The sequence below is a fragment of the Vibrio sp. YYF0003 genome (assembly GCF_036350715.1).
Taxonomy (GTDB): Bacteria; Pseudomonadota; Gammaproteobacteria; order Enterobacterales; family Vibrionaceae; genus Vibrio; species Vibrio natriegens.
Genome location: NZ_JAZDWA010000013.1, coordinates 20957 through 35551, shown reverse-complemented (window position 1 = coordinate 35551; position 14595 = coordinate 20957). Strand labels below are relative to the sequence as shown.

At 45.1% G+C, this 14595-nt stretch carries 17 protein-coding genes; 12 read left to right on the top strand and 5 right to left on the bottom strand.

The genetic code is table 11. The features are described 5' to 3' along the window. The first annotated feature begins 30 nt into the window (after positions 1-30). Entirely contained in the window at positions 31-501 is a 471-nt protein-coding gene (locus V1U08_RS21960) for an EVE domain-containing protein (protein WP_330471416.1), read from the top strand. A gap of 48 nt (positions 502-549) precedes the next feature. Here the strand turns inward: V1U08_RS21960 and V1U08_RS21955 are convergent, their stop codons facing one another. Together V1U08_RS21955 and V1U08_RS21950 are read right to left on the bottom strand one after the other, a co-directional pair. Beyond that, entirely contained in the window at positions 550-1386 is an 837-nt protein-coding gene (locus tag V1U08_RS21955; protein WP_330471415.1) for a Cof-type HAD-IIB family hydrolase, read from the bottom strand. Positions 1387-1666: 280 nt separating this feature from the next. Then, positions 1667-2668: an alpha/beta fold hydrolase gene (locus V1U08_RS21950; RefSeq protein WP_330471414.1), complete on the bottom strand. Its 1002-nt coding sequence runs from the start codon at positions 2666-2668 to the stop codon at positions 1667-1669. Positions 2669-2733: 65 nt separating this feature from the next. Here V1U08_RS21950 and rhtB point away from each other — a divergent pair, with 65 nt between their 5' ends. The 7 genes from rhtB to V1U08_RS21915 all read left to right on the top strand — a co-directional run bounded on the left by rhtB (position 2734) and on the right by V1U08_RS21915 (position 9319). Then, positions 2734-3351 (top strand): homoserine/homoserine lactone efflux protein, encoded by a 618-nt coding sequence (gene rhtB / locus V1U08_RS21945; RefSeq protein ID WP_014233326.1) that lies wholly within the window; start codon positions 2734-2736, stop codon positions 3349-3351. A gap of 27 nt (positions 3352-3378) precedes the next feature. Next, entirely contained in the window at positions 3379-4602 is a 1224-nt protein-coding gene (locus tag V1U08_RS21940) for an EAL and HDOD domain-containing protein (protein ID WP_330471413.1), read from the top strand. Positions 4603-4704: 102 nt separating this feature from the next. Then, a complete protein-coding gene (locus V1U08_RS21935; RefSeq protein WP_014233324.1) occupies positions 4705-5040 on the top strand; it encodes a metalloregulator ArsR/SmtB family transcription factor in 336 nt (111 codons plus the stop codon). A 50-nt stretch (positions 5041-5090) separates the two neighbouring features. Next, positions 5091-6092 carry an ArsJ-associated glyceraldehyde-3-phosphate dehydrogenase gene (locus V1U08_RS21930; RefSeq protein ID WP_065300358.1) on the top strand — a complete coding sequence of 334 codons (1002 nt, stop codon included), beginning with the start codon at positions 5091-5093 and terminating at the stop codon, positions 6090-6092. 12 nt (positions 6093-6104) lie between these two features. Then, the gene (locus tag V1U08_RS21925; RefSeq protein ID WP_065300357.1) at positions 6105-6599 is read left to right on the top strand and encodes a cyclin-dependent kinase inhibitor 3 family protein; all 495 of its coding nucleotides are present in this window, start codon (positions 6105-6107) and stop codon (positions 6597-6599) included. Between the two features lie 255 nt (positions 6600-6854). Continuing rightward, entirely contained in the window at positions 6855-8072 is a 1218-nt protein-coding gene (gene arsJ / locus V1U08_RS21920; RefSeq protein ID WP_020334049.1) for an organoarsenical effux MFS transporter ArsJ, read from the top strand. 233 nt (positions 8073-8305) lie between these two features. After that, positions 8306-9319: an acyltransferase gene (locus V1U08_RS21915; RefSeq protein WP_330471412.1), complete on the top strand. Its 1014-nt coding sequence runs from the start codon at positions 8306-8308 to the stop codon at positions 9317-9319. Positions 9320-9337: 18 nt separating this feature from the next. Here V1U08_RS21915 and V1U08_RS21910 read toward each other — a convergent pair whose 3' ends face one another. Then, positions 9338-9667, bottom strand: coding sequence for a DUF2500 domain-containing protein (locus V1U08_RS21910; protein WP_014233319.1), 330 nt, complete (start codon positions 9665-9667; stop codon positions 9338-9340). 241 nt (positions 9668-9908) lie between these two features. Between V1U08_RS21910 and V1U08_RS21905 the strand changes: the two genes are divergently transcribed. The 3 genes from V1U08_RS21905 to V1U08_RS21895 all read left to right on the top strand — a co-directional run bounded on the left by V1U08_RS21905 (position 9909) and on the right by V1U08_RS21895 (position 12163). Then, positions 9909-10277 carry a hypothetical protein gene (locus V1U08_RS21905; RefSeq protein ID WP_020334046.1) on the top strand — a complete coding sequence of 123 codons (369 nt, stop codon included), beginning with the start codon at positions 9909-9911 and terminating at the stop codon, positions 10275-10277. 961 nt (positions 10278-11238) lie between these two features. After that, positions 11239-11859 carry a lysoplasmalogenase gene (locus V1U08_RS21900; RefSeq protein WP_014233317.1) on the top strand — a complete coding sequence of 207 codons (621 nt, stop codon included), beginning with the start codon at positions 11239-11241 and terminating at the stop codon, positions 11857-11859. An 82-nt stretch (positions 11860-11941) separates the two neighbouring features. Continuing rightward, complete coding sequence (locus V1U08_RS21895; protein WP_330471411.1) at positions 11942-12163, top strand: YecH family metal-binding protein; 222 nt, start codon at positions 11942-11944, stop codon at positions 12161-12163. Positions 12164-12244: 81 nt separating this feature from the next. Here the strand turns inward: V1U08_RS21895 and V1U08_RS21890 are convergent, their stop codons facing one another. Together V1U08_RS21890 and rsmD are read right to left on the bottom strand one after the other, a co-directional pair. Continuing rightward, a complete protein-coding gene (locus V1U08_RS21890; RefSeq protein ID WP_020334045.1) occupies positions 12245-12511 on the bottom strand; it encodes a DUF1145 domain-containing protein in 267 nt (88 codons plus the stop codon). Between the two features lie 25 nt (positions 12512-12536). Beyond that, on the bottom strand, positions 12537-13136 hold the full coding sequence (gene rsmD / locus V1U08_RS21885) for a 16S rRNA (guanine(966)-N(2))-methyltransferase RsmD (protein WP_020334044.1): 600 nt from the start codon (positions 13134-13136) through the stop codon (positions 12537-12539). A 223-nt stretch (positions 13137-13359) separates the two neighbouring features. Here rsmD and ftsY point away from each other — a divergent pair, with 223 nt between their 5' ends. Beyond that, entirely contained in the window at positions 13360-14589 is a 1230-nt protein-coding gene (gene ftsY / locus V1U08_RS21880; RefSeq protein ID WP_330471410.1) for a signal recognition particle-docking protein FtsY, read from the top strand. The last annotated feature ends 6 nt before the right edge of the window (positions 14590-14595 follow it).

The following is a 14595-nucleotide window of genomic DNA, read 5'->3' as shown; positions in this document are numbered from 1 at the left end:
ATTGTTACTCAATCAGCATCGGATGGCATTATGGCATATTGGTTATTTAAAACTGAACCAGATACCTTTTCTATTGACACGCTTCGAACCCAAAAGGTTTCATGTTGGGAAGGCGTTCGTAATTATCAGGCGCGTAACATGATGCGTGATCAGGTGAAATTGGGCGATTTGGTTCTGATTTATCACTCTTCGTGTAAAAACGTTGGTGTCGCAGGAATTGCCAAAGTCGTACGCGAGGCGTATCCAGACCATTTTCAGTTCGATCCAGAAAGCGATTATTACGACCCGAAATCGGATCCGGACAATCCGCGCTGGATAATGGTTGATGTAGAGTTTGTGCGTAAAACGGATCGCGTGATTCCGTTGTCAGTGATGAAAGCGATGCCTGAGCTGGAGAACATGCCTTTGGTCAAACGCGGAAATCGTTTATCGATCATGCCAGTGGCAGAGGAAGAGTGGGAAGCGATTCTTGGCCGGGAGAAGCTGCCCAGCCAGCGTTAGACTAGATAAAAACAAGGGCTGATTTATACAGCCCTTGTGAAGATTTTCTTATTGCTCGTCTTGCAGCAAATGCTTTTGCAGATAGCGTGCAACCGCATCATCGGCGTTACTGCCAATCACTTCGTTGTTTGGTAGCGCTTTCATTACTTTTTCGTGCGCAGTCCCCATAATCAGCCCTTTACCTGCCATTGACAGCATTTCTACGTCATTCATGCCGTCACCAAATGCAAGGCAGTTTTTCAGTTCTAGATCGAGTGATTCCGCGATGGCTTGCAGAGCATGACCTTTAGAGACTTCTCCGTTCATGACTTCCAGACACCAAGGCGTTGAGAAGGCGATATTTAGCTTGTCTCCAAACTTGTCACGTAACTGAGTTTCGAACGAGACCAGACGTTCATGATCTTTGTCTGCATGGGTAAAGAAGATTTTCGCGATGCCGTCAGTTGGTGCCTGATTTTCATCGAACAGCTTGTAGGTAAACTCTTCATGGAATTCACGCAGCGTTTCATCGTCTTTGTTTAGTAACCAGTCGTCATTCTGATACATGTGGATAAGTATTTCATGATCGTGCTTGATCGTGTCGATCACGCCTTGAACGAGCTCCTGTGGGACGTTTTCGCTATACATCAGCTTATCGTTTTGATCATGCACGCGCGCACCGTTTGAGGTGATCATGTAAGCCGGAATTCCAACCTGAGAGCGAATACCAGCGACGTCTACGTGGTGACGACCTGTAGCAAAGACAAAGGTGTAGCCCATTTCATGTAGCGTTCGCAGCGTCATTTTTGAGTAAGCGCTGAGTTGATGATTGGGCGCAAGTAAAGTGCCATCCAGATCTGAGGCAACGATTTTAGTGATCTCTTTGCAAGGTAGCGATGTGCTCATGAAGTCCTCGTAAACGGTTTGGATAGTGTCGATTAAGTAGAGTGCAGACGGAGCCCTGCAGACTGACTAGATCATGCGGCTCCGAATGCTAGGGGGAACTTAAGGTGCTATTCACCTTTCGGGGTTACATCTCGGTTGAAAGCTGAACAAGCCTGATCAGTGTACGTTAAAATAGGGATGAAAAAGAGGGTAAATCGCGTTGCATACATTTCCTCTTTAAATTGCTCAGAGAATAGGGACGTATAAAGTCCACTTCGCGTATCTGGCGGCGGACTGTTTTTTATGAAACGGAAGAAGGCTTAGGCTGTTTCATAAAACGGAAAATCGCATCCAGAGCCTGATTACGGTATTTATCGGCTTCGAACAAAATTTCATGATGAGCACCTTCTACGGATACCAGCTCGGCATTCGGGTTGGTTTTACTCAACTTATCAATAAAACGTTTCTGGGCCAGATTACTGACAATACGATCTTCTCCGGCTTGAATAAGCAGCACGGGTATTTTTACCTGACGTGTTAATAAAAAGCACTGTTTGGCTGCCATCAGTCCTTGCCATACCCAGCGGGTACTTGGTCCACCAACTTGTAGCTCCGGCATGTCTGAATAAAGTCCACGAAACCAACGATAGCGATCATGGCTCTGGCTGAGGAGATTATTCTCAAACGGTTTGGGGAAGTAAGGCTGATGACCAGGCGCATAACGTGGCAGCGTTGATACTGCCGAAAGAATTTGTGTCACCGGCAGGGCGATCGGAGATAAGTACCACGGCAGGTTAATTCCGAACATCGGAGCACTTAAAATCAACCCAGTAAAATAATGCTTCGGGTGAGTTTGAAGATAACGAGTGGCGATGGCACCGCCCATGGAGTGCGCGACGATAAAACATTGCTCGTAGTGGCCGAGATCGTGCTTTTTTATCACTATGTCCATATCTTCAACATAGTCTGCAAAGTCGTAGACGTGACCCATGTCCGAGTCTTCTAGTAGCCGGTCGGATAATCCTTGCCCACGGTGGTCAAATGAGTAAACGTCGTAACCTTGGCGGTAGAAATCATAAAACAGTTCTTGGTATTTCCAGGAAGACTCGATTCGTCCATTAACAACCAGCACCGCTTTTTTGTGTTCAGGGTGGGTGAGTTTGCACCAGTAGATCTTCTTTTTTTCTGTCCCTTTCACAAAGCCTTCTTGGCGACTTTGCCAGAGTTCAGCGATCGGACCACCTATCGCTTGCTCAAATAAGTTCTCTTGAGTATAAGTCGTAGGGGAATGGTGAGTAGCCATTAGTCGATTACCTGAAAATACATTGTAGACGCGATGTATCATCGAAGAATTAGTGAGGAAATGCAATGGATACCCATGTTTGGTTTGCCTATTTGGTCACAGCAATTGTTTTTAGCCTTGCTCCGGGATCAGGTACCGTAAACTCGATCAGTAATGGTCTGAGCTACGGTACACGTAAGTCACTTGGCGCGATTATGGGTTTGCAAATTGGTTTAGCGATTCATATTGCTATGGTGGGTGCTGGTATTGGTGCGCTGGTGGCGCAATCGGCCACGGCGTTTGCGGTTATCAAATGGGTAGGTGCGGCTTATCTTGTCTGGCTTGGTTTTCAGAAGTGGCGCGATACGTCTGGTTTGGTGGCGGCAGAGAGTCAAAAAGAGATGTCAGCAACAGCGCTGATGTATAAAGCGATCCTCATTAATTTAACCAATCCAAAATCGATTGTTTTTCTCGTGGCTTTGTTCCCGCAGTTTATTGATCCGGCAAGAGACCAGCTAACTCAGTTATTGGTACTCGGGGTAACAACAGTTGCGGTGGATTCATTTGTGATGCTTGGTTACACGTCGCTGGCATCAAAGATGGGCCGTTTTATTCGCTCAGATAAAATTATGGCGAACATAAATAAAGTCTTTGGTTCCATGTTTATGGGATGTGGTGCACTATTAGCAGCTGCAAAATCATAACTCGCTAATTATTAGGTTGTTTTTAGTATGAATACCACGTATGTCGCTCGCCAGCCTATCTTTAATCGTAAAAGACAAACGCTTGGCTACGAACTGCTGTTTCGGGATGGGGAGCGCAATGTTTTCCCTTCTCATATTGATGCAGACCGGGCGACATACCGATTGGTTGTCGAAAACTTCCTATCTGTTGGCTTAAATCCGGTGATTACATCATCACGATGTTTCATCAACTTCCCTCATCAGAGTTTACTGCGCCGTTTACCGCACAGCTTGCCGAAAAATAAAATCGTTGTCGAAGTACTAGAAACTTGTCAGCCTACCGATGAGCTATTTGAGGCGATCAGAGAGCTTTATCGAGAGGGCTACCTGATCGCATTGGATGACTTCACCCTTACTCCAGAATGGAAACGTTTCTTGCCTTACGCACACATTGTAAAGCTGGACATTATGGCAATGGGGTTAGAGGCCGCGTGTGAATTGGTCAAAACGCAGCTAGCGCAACGAGTTAAATACCATTTTCTTGCTGAGCGGGTAGAGACAGAGGAAGAGTTTAATCAGGCAAAAGCAGCCGGTTTCAAATTCTTCCAGGGTTACTTTTTCAGTAAGCCTCTGGTGTCTCAAACCCATTATGTCAGCCCAGAGCAGGTTGTGGCACTGCAGTTATTTCGTGAAGTGTGTGTGCCCGAACCAAATTTTCAGCGTATTGAAGACCTGATAACGCAAGATGTGGCGCTGTCGTACAAATTACTGCGCTTTGTGAACATGCAGGCGACCAAGCTGGAAGTGGAAATCCGTTCGTTTCGTCAGGCTCTGATTTACCTTGGGCAGGATAATCTAAAGCAGTTCGTCTCACTTGTCGTGGCGTCTTATATTTCGACTAACAAACCACGTGAACTGTTTAACCTCTCACTTCAACGAGCTCAATTTTGTCAGTTGATGTCTCGTCACCAGCCATTCTCTCATTTGAACGAGCAAGGTTTTATGGTCGGCTTGTTGTCGATTCTAGATGCCATACTCGATCTGTCTACTGAATCCTTAATCAAGCAATTACCGCTCAGTGAGTCTGTTCAACAAGCGTTGCTGCATCGAAAAGGGGAATATGGAGCGCTTATTTCTCTGGAAGAATGCTACGAACGCGCTGACTGGCTTGGAGTGGAAAAATTTTCTAATCAGCTGGGCCTTTGTTTCGAGCAAGTACAGGCTTCTTTGGGTGAAGCGGTTCGTTGGAGCCAAAGCGTCGCTAACGCCTAGCTTTTCCATTATTAAACTTTTGTGACGTTAAGTGCTGAGTGCTTGACGCTGTCGTGGTTTTAAATAAACATATACGCATATCCATATATAGGTATGTTTACTATGCTTCCACATCAGTTTTTCAAACTTTTATCTGACGAGACTCGCGTGCGTTGTTTAATGCTGGTGGCTCGTGAAGGAGAAGTTTGTGTGGGCGATTTAGCGTTTGCACTTCAAGAGAGCCAACCGAAAGTTTCTCGTCATCTTGCCCAGTTACGTTCCAATGGCATCTTAGTTGATAAGCGTCAGGGACAATGGGTGTTTTACCAGTTGTCACAAGAGTTGCCAGGTTGGATGAGAAAAGTGATTAACGATTTAGTGGCATCGAACTGTTTGAAGCAAGAGTACCAGCAAGATATTTCGCGCCTGCACGATAAAAATCGTGAGGCCTGCTGCTAACAGCACACAACGGATAAATATTTCAACGCAGAAGATTTGAAGGGAAAATTATGACGATTAAAGTAGGAATTAACGGTTTTGGCCGAATTGGCCGTTTGGCATTGCGTGCGGCGTTTGACTGGCCTGAATTGGAATTTGTTCAGATTAATGATGTCGCTGGTGATGCGGCAACGCTAGGGCATTTGCTGGAGTTCGATTCGGTTCAGGGGCGTTGGCACCATGAAGTTCAGGTCGAAGGCAACGAACTGATCATTGATGGTAAGCGTATCGTCACTACCCAGCAGCGAGACATAGATGCCGTTAATTGGTCAGGCTGTGATGTTGTGATTGAAGCCACTGGCGTGCATCGCAAAACATCGTACTTAGATCAGTATCTTGACCAAGGTGTTAAGCGAGTTGTCGTTAGTGCGCCAGTGAAAGAAGAAGGTATTGCCAACATCGTTGTGGGTGTGAACGACCATATCTTTGACCCTGAAAAACACCGTATTGTGACTGCGGCATCTTGTACTACCAACTGTATTGCGCCAGTGGTGAAAGTGATTCATGAGAAACTTGGTATCGAGCAATCTTCCTTTACAACCATTCACGATTTGACCAACACACAGACTATTCTGGATGCGCCACACAAAGACCTTCGTCGTGCTCGTGCTTGTGGCATGAGTCTTATCCCAACCACGACAGGCAGTGCGACGGCGATTGTGGAAATTTTCCCTGACCTGAAAGGCAAAATTAACGGCCATGCCGTACGTGTTCCTTTAGCCAATGCATCTCTGACTGACATCATCTTTGATGTTAAGCGTGATACCACAGCAGAAGAAGTGAATGCATTACTGAAAGAAGCGTCTGAAGGTGAACTGAAAGGCATTCTTGGTTTTGAAGAGCGTCCATTGGTATCGATTGATTACAAAGGCGACCAGCGCTCTACCATCGTCGACGCACAATCAACCATGGTCGTGGGCTCACGCATGGTGAAGATTTACGCGTGGTATGACAATGAAATGGGTTACGCAACACGTACAGCAGAGCTGGTACGTAACGTTGGTCTGGCTTAAAGAGGTTTAACTATGTCTCATCCTACATGGCAATTAGCGTTAGAGTCGGGCGCATTGGTATTAACACCGTGTCCGGGTACCAAAGATGTTGCGCTACAAGCATCACTTGAGCAGTTGAAAGAGCAGGGCGTTCAAGCCGTCGTTACCGCATTAGATAACACTGAACTGGCAGCTAAAAATGTCTCTGAGTTGGGTGAAATCACTCAACAACTGGGTATGAAATGGTTCCAGGTCGAGATAGAAGACGATTGTGCACCAGATGATGCGTTTGCGACGAAATGGCAGCACGCGAGCCCTGAGCTACACGCCATTCTTGCCGAGGGCGGTAAAGTTGCTATGCACTGTATGGGCGGCTCCGGCCGGACTGGTCTTTTGGCTGCGCACTTACTGCTTGAGAAAGAGTGGGCGCTCGACGATATTGTGCGTGAAGTACAGGCTTTGCGTCCTGGTGCGTTCACTAAACCTGTGCAGATTGAGTACATCGAGCGCGTAGCACAGAGTGCTTGATCAGCTTATAGAGCTTTTGGAACATCATGATCCAAAAGCTCTAGTTCAGTCAGCTTAGCGTCTATTTTGAATACATTAATCAAATTCAAATTACCACTATGTGGCTGATTTAAATAATCTTTATGTTTTTCTCTGAAAGATTATTGAGCTTGCACTTTTGTACCAATGCCGATAGAAACTTATTGGTGTTCAGGTTTTACAGTATTTGGCACATCATGATCCAAATGCTTTTATTGCTGTACATCTGAGGTCAAAATGATTTCACAACTAAGCAAAAGCATTCGTCAGTACATGTTAGTGACGTTCAATTATTGGAACTTTACGGTTACCGATGGTGCGTTACGCATGCTGGTGGTGCTTTACTTTCATGACTTGGGTTACTCAACCCTGGCGATTGCGTCACTGTTCCTTTTCTATGAATTTTTTGGCGTGGTCACCAACCTGATTGGTGGTTGGTTAGGTGCGAGACTTGGCCTGAACAAAACCATGAATATTGGCTTAGCAATGCAAGTTTTTGCGTTATTGATGCTTGCTGTGCCAAATGCTTGGCTGACTATCCCTTGGGTGATGGCGGCACAGGCACTGTCAGGTATTGCTAAAGACCTCAACAAAATGAGTGCGAAGAGTGCCATTAAAACCTTAGTCCCCGATGAACAACAAGGTGCGTTGTACAAATGGGTGGCTATTTTGACTGGCTCGAAGAATGCGCTCAAAGGTGCGGGATTCTTTATTGGTGGCTTATTGCTGTCTTGGGTGGGTTTCCAACATTCCATGTTCATTATGGCTGCAGTTCTGGCAGTGGTGTTTGTTTGTAGCATGATCTGGCTGGAAGCCGATATGGGCAAAGCGAAAAGCAAACCCAAGTTTCGCCATATTTTCTCTAAATCAGAATCAGTGAATATTTTGTCTGCAGCGCGTATGTTCCTGTTCGGAGCCCGTGATGTTTGGTTTGTGGTTGCTCTGCCAGTCTACCTCGGCAGCGTTTTTGGCTGGGATCACTTGTGGGTCGGTGGCTTCTTAGCGGCCTGGGTGATTGCGTATGGCTTTGTTCAAGGCTTTGCACCACGTATTACCGGTAAAGCGCAAGGTCGCGTACCTGATGGCAGTGCCGCACTTGTATGGGCGGGCATATTAGCTCTGATTACAGGAGGAATTGCCTACGGAGTACAAGTCGGTTGGCAACCAGAAATTGTGATTGTGGCTGGGCTAATGATTTTTGGCGCGGTATTCGCGATTAACTCTTCGCTTCATTCATATTTGATTGTCAGCTATGCCAAAGGCGATGGCGTGTCGCTGGATGTTGGTTTTTACTACATGGCCAATGCGATGGGCCGTTTGATAGGGACCGTTCTGTCGGGCTGGATTTATCAGGAAGCGGGATTAGCCGCTTGTCTGTGGGTCTCGTTTGCTTTCCTTGCTTTGACCACTCTGATTTCAATCAAGTTGCCCAAAGCCAAGACAGTGACGGCTTAAGCGTACGCATTTACATTTATCGGGCTCCTCTATGGAGCCCTTTTTGTATCGATATGGTTCGTTCTTTCCTTGTGTTCTGGTTTTCGCCTTGGTTCTGGCTCTCTGCGGGCAAAAATAGGCTGTTTTGTCGCACTGAGTTAAAAATAAGCAAAAACAGTTTGTTAAGCATTCCCCTGACTGGAAATTACCCTATGCTATAAACAAACGATAAGCGACTCAGTTTAGGAAGAAGTATGAGAGAAAGGGTTCTGTTTTTTGATCTATTGCGCTGTGTGGCGGCAGTAGCTGTGATCGCTATTCACGTCTTAGCGCCATATCGAAATGAATTAGGGGTCATTCCTTTCGATCAGTGGCTTACGGCTGTGGGAGTCAATAGTGTAACCCGTTGGGCGGTGCCAGTTTTCATCCTGATCACAGGCGCATTAATGCTCACAGACACTCGACCTTTTGATGGAAAATATTATTTGAGAAGGCGCTTGGGTAAGGTGTTGGTGCCTTTTCTTTTATGGTCGGTTTTCTATGCTTACTTGTCCGGATGGACGGCTGAGGGGTTTAACTTTGAAACGGTTAAAGAGGTATTAAGTAACAGTGTCCACCATGAAACCTATTACCACTTAGGTTTTTTCTATTACTTTATTCCGCTCTATTTCGTGATTCCTCTGTTTCAGTGGATGGTACGCAATGTCGACGACAACGTTTTATATACTTACCTGGCATTCTGGTTGTTCACCAGTACCTTATTCCTGTTTAAGGTAGACGGCCCTTGGAGTAATCAGTTATGGCTCTATATGGGCTATTTACCTCTGGGCTACGTGTTGTACCAAAAGCTGCCTTTGAACCGCTCGAACGTCACTCTTTTTACTGGCTTGGGACTAGTCGCATTGGCGGTTACCTTTGCGATGGTTGTAACCAACAGTCTGGAAGCGGAGAAATACACCGTAGGACGCTGGTTGTCATACAAAACGCTGAATGTGATTCTGGCCGCGTCGATGATTTTTATGTTGGCACGCTATTTTGGCGAAGGACTATCGCCTAAGGTACAAAAAGTGGTGAGCTTTATCAGCCAGCACAGTTTAGGTATCTATTTACTGCATCCTATCTTTTTGTGGCCGATGAAGGAGTTTGGCTGGTATGAAGGGCATCCGGCGTGGGTCATACCAATGTGGATAATATTAAGCGGCGCTGGAGCCTTGGCGATGAGTTATCTCTTCTCTCGTTCGGCCAAGACTCGCTGGCTACTGCCTTAATTGATACCAATCGTAGTATTACTGCTTCAGGGCGAAATGGAGAAACTTATCGCCCTGGTAAGTGAGTTTGCCTTTGTCGCCCGGATTGAGCGCATGGTAATAGTGGACACCAATCTGGAACTCGCGTTTAGGGCCGATAGGGCCTCTCTGTACGTAAATCCAATACTCTTGATCATCTTCTCCCGGCTCTGCATCCGGAATATCGATGGCCTGTTTATCTAAAATGGTCACTTGGACGCATTGCTCAGGGGCATCTTCACCAACATAGTGTTTGCTGTAAAAGCGAAAGAAAACCCAGGCTCCTAGCGCTATCAGAGCAAAAAGAGCCAAAATAAGTGGAATTGGCATGATGATCTCCAGTGTTTCGATAGCGCTTATTTTACAGAACTCCCCGTTTAAACGATGCGTTGAGATACAGGATTCGTGATCCATCAAAATGCGGTGAGATTTTATTCGGCGCACTTCACATTTTATATGCGCACAAGGACACAGTTTGAATGGAAAGTAGTACTTAACAGCTCGAAAAAGCTCTAAATTTATAGAAGAATAAAATGAGTAATAAAGAAAGCGTCATGTGAGGAGGGTTACGATGTCAGATATTGAAAAAGTAGTCATGCGTACCCGAACGATCGAAAAACTTTTGCGTACTCAATATCATGCAGAAGGAAAAGGGTTACATCAGCTCATCAATAGCTGTGAAGAGCGGTTACCGCATGATGTGATTGCCAAGCTACGTTATATCGCCACGGTGCGTAATAAGATTGTTCACGAAGAAGATTTTCAGTTAGAGAATCGAAAGAATTTTATGGCAGTGTGTGATGATTGTGAAAAAGAACTCACACCAAGAAGCTCGCGCTTTATCTGGAGAGCGGCAATTTTGTTGATGGCGCTGATTACGCTTGCAGCTCTTGGTTTTTACTACATGCATTGGGACGTACTGTCTGAGCACATACAGTAGGGTCATATTGAGAAAATAAAAAAGGACGCGTTAGCGTCCTTTTTTATTTTTAATCAGTAACTTAGTACATCATTGGCAGTGTCATTAAACCCACAACCACTGCAATCATTACCAGCCCTTGTTTTTGAGAAGATGAAATCATAACACTACCCCTTAATCTTGATGAACTCTATGCATTTAATATAGCACCATTTTTTAGGTTTGATCAACGTATCTAATGAAAAGTTTTTAAAACTTACAGTTAACTGACCTGTTTTTACCTTGTTTTGACTAATTGAACTGTGTTTTTTACGTTGTGTTTAAAGTGTTCGGTTTGTGTTTTTGTTGTTCGTTTTTGGTGTAAGTGTATGATTTTAAATTGTAAGAAAGGTCTTACATATTGTTTAAATATTGTTTTTTGTCTCAGGGGTTGGGTTGGTGCTTAATGTTGCCTGTGTTTCTCAAAATCTGAGAAAACCCAGTTAATTCTATGCAGGTGTGAGGCGAGGAGCTGCTATCTCGAAGGTATATTTCTCAACTGGTGAGATAATCTAAGTGCCAAAAGGGTTTAGCACGCAACGTTAATGCGAACCTATAGTTTGTGAGTCTAACTTTATTAATATTCTTAAATATCATTAGGTTAATGTTGGTTTTGTCGACTTTATTATCTGTATGTATGCCTGATATTAGGCTCTTATGTTGGCCCTGTAGGGGTTAATGGTGCATTCTATGGCGTACAATGGGACTTTTGTTTTTTATGTTTGTTCTTTGTACGTATTGACTGACGAGTAGGCATCTTGACTGAATAGTTAGCAACTTTTCTATTTAAGTATTGAGTGAGTTGATGTCGTATTTAGTTGCTCTAAATAGAAGGTCAAATGTCCCGAATCGCTAGCGAGATCCAACTTTCGTAGATTGTGCCTTTACATCAACATCGGTCTACCTAGACTAGCGGCGAGTTTAAGTAAAAGGTATGTACAGCATGTGGAGTTGGCTGGCTATAGGGCTATCAGGTGTGTATTCCGTGTTGGGGGCAAAACAAGCCAATCCGACGCAATCTCTCGTATTTAAAATCTTTACTCTGGTACTCCTTCTTGTTCTGGTATTAACCCAAGGTACTCCAGCCACTTATACCTATTGGATTGCTGGTGGTTTGGGCGTATCAATCATTGCCGACACGTTACACTCGTTCCGTTCGCGTAAACTGATTTATTTCTGCGGTTATTTAGTTGCGCAGATTTGCTACAGCAAGTCGTTCTGGATGCAGTTGAACGGAGACATTATTTGGTGGCTATTGGCGTTATTGCTGGCGGCTAGTATCGTGGCGTTCTTTTTGTTGTTACCACAACTCGACTCGTTGGTTTTCCCTGTGGTGATTATGGGAATGATGCTGGTGCAGATGGCGTGGGCTGCAGGCGAGGTTTGGTTACAGTCGCCTACTTACGCGAATGCGATAGGATTCAGTGGAACCTTGGTCATGACCTACTCTGCACTAGCCTATGCAATACATGGTTACCGTAAGCCTATGAAACGCGCTTATGTGTGGGTTAGTGGAAGCTATTTCTTGGCGCATGCACTTATTGTGGCTTCTATCGTCTACTAATCTCGTTTACTAACCTAAATCAAAGCAGAGCTGGAGGATGTGGGTAAACTGGTCGTATCCAATTTGATAACTGGAGTTGATGATGAGTGATATTCACGCTCACGAGCTGTTGAACCTGCTTCGTGAAATCCCGATGAATCGTGAAGAGCTTGCCGCGCATTTCGGCTTAGAAGTTCGCTTCCACACGTGCAAACTGAATGATCTAGATTTAGACGCACTGCTTGCGTTTTTGCAGCAACGCGAAAAAATCCAAGAGTTAGAAGGGAAGTATGTGGTTAATATGGTGCGTATTTGCAATCACTAAACGGCAACACGCTCTCAGATAGCCTCTGATGACCAATGCGAAACAGCCGCTCATGAGAGCGGCTGTTTTATTATCTGGTGTTTACATCATGTGCTTACGACGAATGTCGAGCAGAGCAAAGATGCCAAATATTAGGATGGAGTATTTCTCCCAGCTGCTCATTTTTATCTTATCGCCAAATGCGCCGATGAAAATCGCCATTTGCAGGCCATGCATAATGAACAGGAACGCAGTCATAATATAGAGCGCGATGGCTGCATTACCTGGAAACGGCGCAACAATGTTAATGATCAATACCAACCAAACAAAGGCGATGGCCGCTTTGGCTAAGATGATTAGTGCTTTCATTTTGGTATCCTTTTGAATTATGGCACTACACGGACGTGCGTTCGTACAGGCGGTAACTGACCTGGCCAGCGGTTTTTTCTCTATGCAGATGCCAGCTTTCCGGTAGGTCGATAATATTCAGTTCTTTCTCGGTTTCAATATAAATCATCGCATCCTCAGCAAGCCAGCCGTTTTGCTCTAGCAAGGTCACGGTTTCATCTAATAAACCTTTACGAAATGGTGGGTCAATAAAAACCACATGATGAGGCGTCCCAGGTTGCTTTAGGAAGCTCAGAGCATCGGTGTTCACCACTTCAATGTTGGTTGCATTTAAAGAAGCGACGTTTTTCTTCAGTTGCTGAAACGCTTGCGGGTTCAGTTCAACCATCGTTACTTGCTCTGCCTGACGCGAGGCGGATTCAAAACCCAAGCCGCCAGAACCAGCAAACAAGTCGAGACACTTTGCCTGCGGCACATCTTGTGCTAGCCAGTTAAATAGCGTTTCTTTTACGCGATCGGTGGTTGGACGTAAGCCCTCAGCGTCATGAACTGGGAGTTTTCGGCCTCTCCATAAGCCACTAATAATACGAACGAAGCCCGTTGTTGGCTTTTTTTGTGATGAGTTTTGCTGGCGACGTCTTACCATAGATTTTTTGACCGCTAATAAAGTGATACTATACCCAATCGCCCAAGCATTGAGCTTGGATACAGCCCAGAATATTCAAGATGACAGAGTGTAACACTAATAAGATTAGATTCACCTAGTTGAAAAGTTTTCACAGCTTTGTCATTCGCCTTTTTTAGACGGATAATAATCTTGTCAAAAAAGAGTCATTAATAGATAAAAAGATAATCTAGGATAGCCCCAGATGACGGAAAAAAAGAAGCGCGGATTACTTTCGTGGCTAGGTTTTGGTGATGAAGAACAAAGCCAACAACCAAAAACTGAAGAAACAGTAAAAGAAGAAGCAGTGGAAGCGGCTTCTGAAGAGCAACCTTCCGAAGAGGGTGCTCTGCAAGCAGAAGAAAAAAATAGAGTTGAAGACGAGCCTGAAAAGGCTGAGGCTGTCCCAGCAGAAGCAGAAGCAGAAGCAGAAGCAGAAGCAGAAGCAGAAGCAGAAGCAGAAGAGCCTGAAGTGCCAGTGGCACCTCGCGTTCAGGAGCAGGAAAAGCCGACTGAGAGTTTCTTCGCGCGCCTTAAACGCAGTTTAAGCCGCACCAAGGCAAACATCGGTGCTGGCTTCTTTGGTTTGTTCAGCGGTAAAAAAATCGATGACGACCTGTTTGAGGAGCTGGAAGAGCAACTGCTTATCGCTGATGTGGGTATGAATACCACAACAAAAATCATCAACAACCTGACAGATAAAGCCTCTCGCGGTGATCTTAAAGATGGCGAAGCCCTTTACGGCTTGTTGAAAGAAGAAATGGCAGAGATTCTGTCTAAAGTAGAACAGCCGCTAGAAATCGATACCAGTAAAACGCCTTACGTTATCTTAATGGTTGGCGTAAATGGTGTAGGTAAAACCACGACGATCGGTAAGCTGGCGAAGCAGTTCCAGAATCAGGGTAAGAAAGTGATGTTGGCTGCTGGTGATACTTTCCGTGCGGCAGCGGTAGAGCAGCTTCAAGTATGGGGTGAGCGCAACAACGTTCCTGTGATTGCTCAACATACTGGTGCTGACAGTGCTTCAGTTATCTATGATGCGATTGAAGCGGCAAAAGCGCGTGGTGTGGATGTAGTGATCGCTGATACGGCAGGTCGTCTGCAAAACAAAGCGAACCTGATGGAAGAGTTGCGCAAGATCATTCGTGTAATGAAGAAGATTGATGACTCTGCACCTCACGAAATCATGCTGACACTCGATGCCGGAACTGGTCAAAATGCGATCAGCCAGGCGAAGCTTTTCAGTGACGTTTCACCTATCACTGGGATTACATTAACTAAGCTTGATGGTACAGCGAAAGGCGGCGTAATTTTCGCTATTGCTGATCAGTTTGGTATTCCAATTCGTTACATAGGTGTAGGCGAAGGCATCGAAGATTTGCGTCCTTTTGAAACTCAAGAGTTCATTGACGCACTGTTCAGCCGCGAAGAGTAAATTAAG

Excerpts from the sequence above, each read along its gene's own strand:
- V1U08_RS21960 (WP_330471416.1), top strand. The coding sequence starts at position 31 with ATGGCATATTGGTTATTTAAAACTGAACCAGATACCTTTTCTATTGAC.
- V1U08_RS21955 (WP_330471415.1), bottom strand. The coding sequence starts at position 1,386 with ATGAGCACATCGCTACCTTGCAAAGAGATCACTAAAATCGTTGCCTCA.
- V1U08_RS21950 (WP_330471414.1), bottom strand. The coding sequence starts at position 2,668 with ATGGCTACTCACCATTCCCCTACGACTTATACTCAAGAGAACTTATTT.
- rhtB (WP_014233326.1), top strand. The coding sequence starts at position 2,734 with ATGGATACCCATGTTTGGTTTGCCTATTTGGTCACAGCAATTGTTTTT.
- V1U08_RS21940 (WP_330471413.1), top strand. The coding sequence starts at position 3,379 with ATGAATACCACGTATGTCGCTCGCCAGCCTATCTTTAATCGTAAAAGA.
- V1U08_RS21935 (WP_014233324.1), top strand. The coding sequence starts at position 4,705 with ATGCTTCCACATCAGTTTTTCAAACTTTTATCTGACGAGACTCGCGTG.
- V1U08_RS21930 (WP_065300358.1), top strand. The coding sequence starts at position 5,091 with ATGACGATTAAAGTAGGAATTAACGGTTTTGGCCGAATTGGCCGTTTG.
- V1U08_RS21925 (WP_065300357.1), top strand. The coding sequence starts at position 6,105 with ATGTCTCATCCTACATGGCAATTAGCGTTAGAGTCGGGCGCATTGGTA.
- arsJ (WP_020334049.1), top strand. The coding sequence starts at position 6,855 with ATGATTTCACAACTAAGCAAAAGCATTCGTCAGTACATGTTAGTGACG.
- V1U08_RS21915 (WP_330471412.1), top strand. The coding sequence starts at position 8,306 with ATGAGAGAAAGGGTTCTGTTTTTTGATCTATTGCGCTGTGTGGCGGCA.
- V1U08_RS21910 (WP_014233319.1), bottom strand. The coding sequence starts at position 9,667 with ATGCCAATTCCACTTATTTTGGCTCTTTTTGCTCTGATAGCGCTAGGA.
- V1U08_RS21905 (WP_020334046.1), top strand. The coding sequence starts at position 9,909 with ATGTCAGATATTGAAAAAGTAGTCATGCGTACCCGAACGATCGAAAAA.
- V1U08_RS21900 (WP_014233317.1), top strand. The coding sequence starts at position 11,239 with ATGTGGAGTTGGCTGGCTATAGGGCTATCAGGTGTGTATTCCGTGTTG.
- V1U08_RS21895 (WP_330471411.1), top strand. The coding sequence starts at position 11,942 with ATGAGTGATATTCACGCTCACGAGCTGTTGAACCTGCTTCGTGAAATC.
- V1U08_RS21890 (WP_020334045.1), bottom strand. The coding sequence starts at position 12,511 with ATGAAAGCACTAATCATCTTAGCCAAAGCGGCCATCGCCTTTGTTTGG.
- rsmD (WP_020334044.1), bottom strand. The coding sequence starts at position 13,136 with ATGGTAAGACGTCGCCAGCAAAACTCATCACAAAAAAAGCCAACAACG.
- ftsY (WP_330471410.1), top strand. The coding sequence starts at position 13,360 with ATGACGGAAAAAAAGAAGCGCGGATTACTTTCGTGGCTAGGTTTTGGT.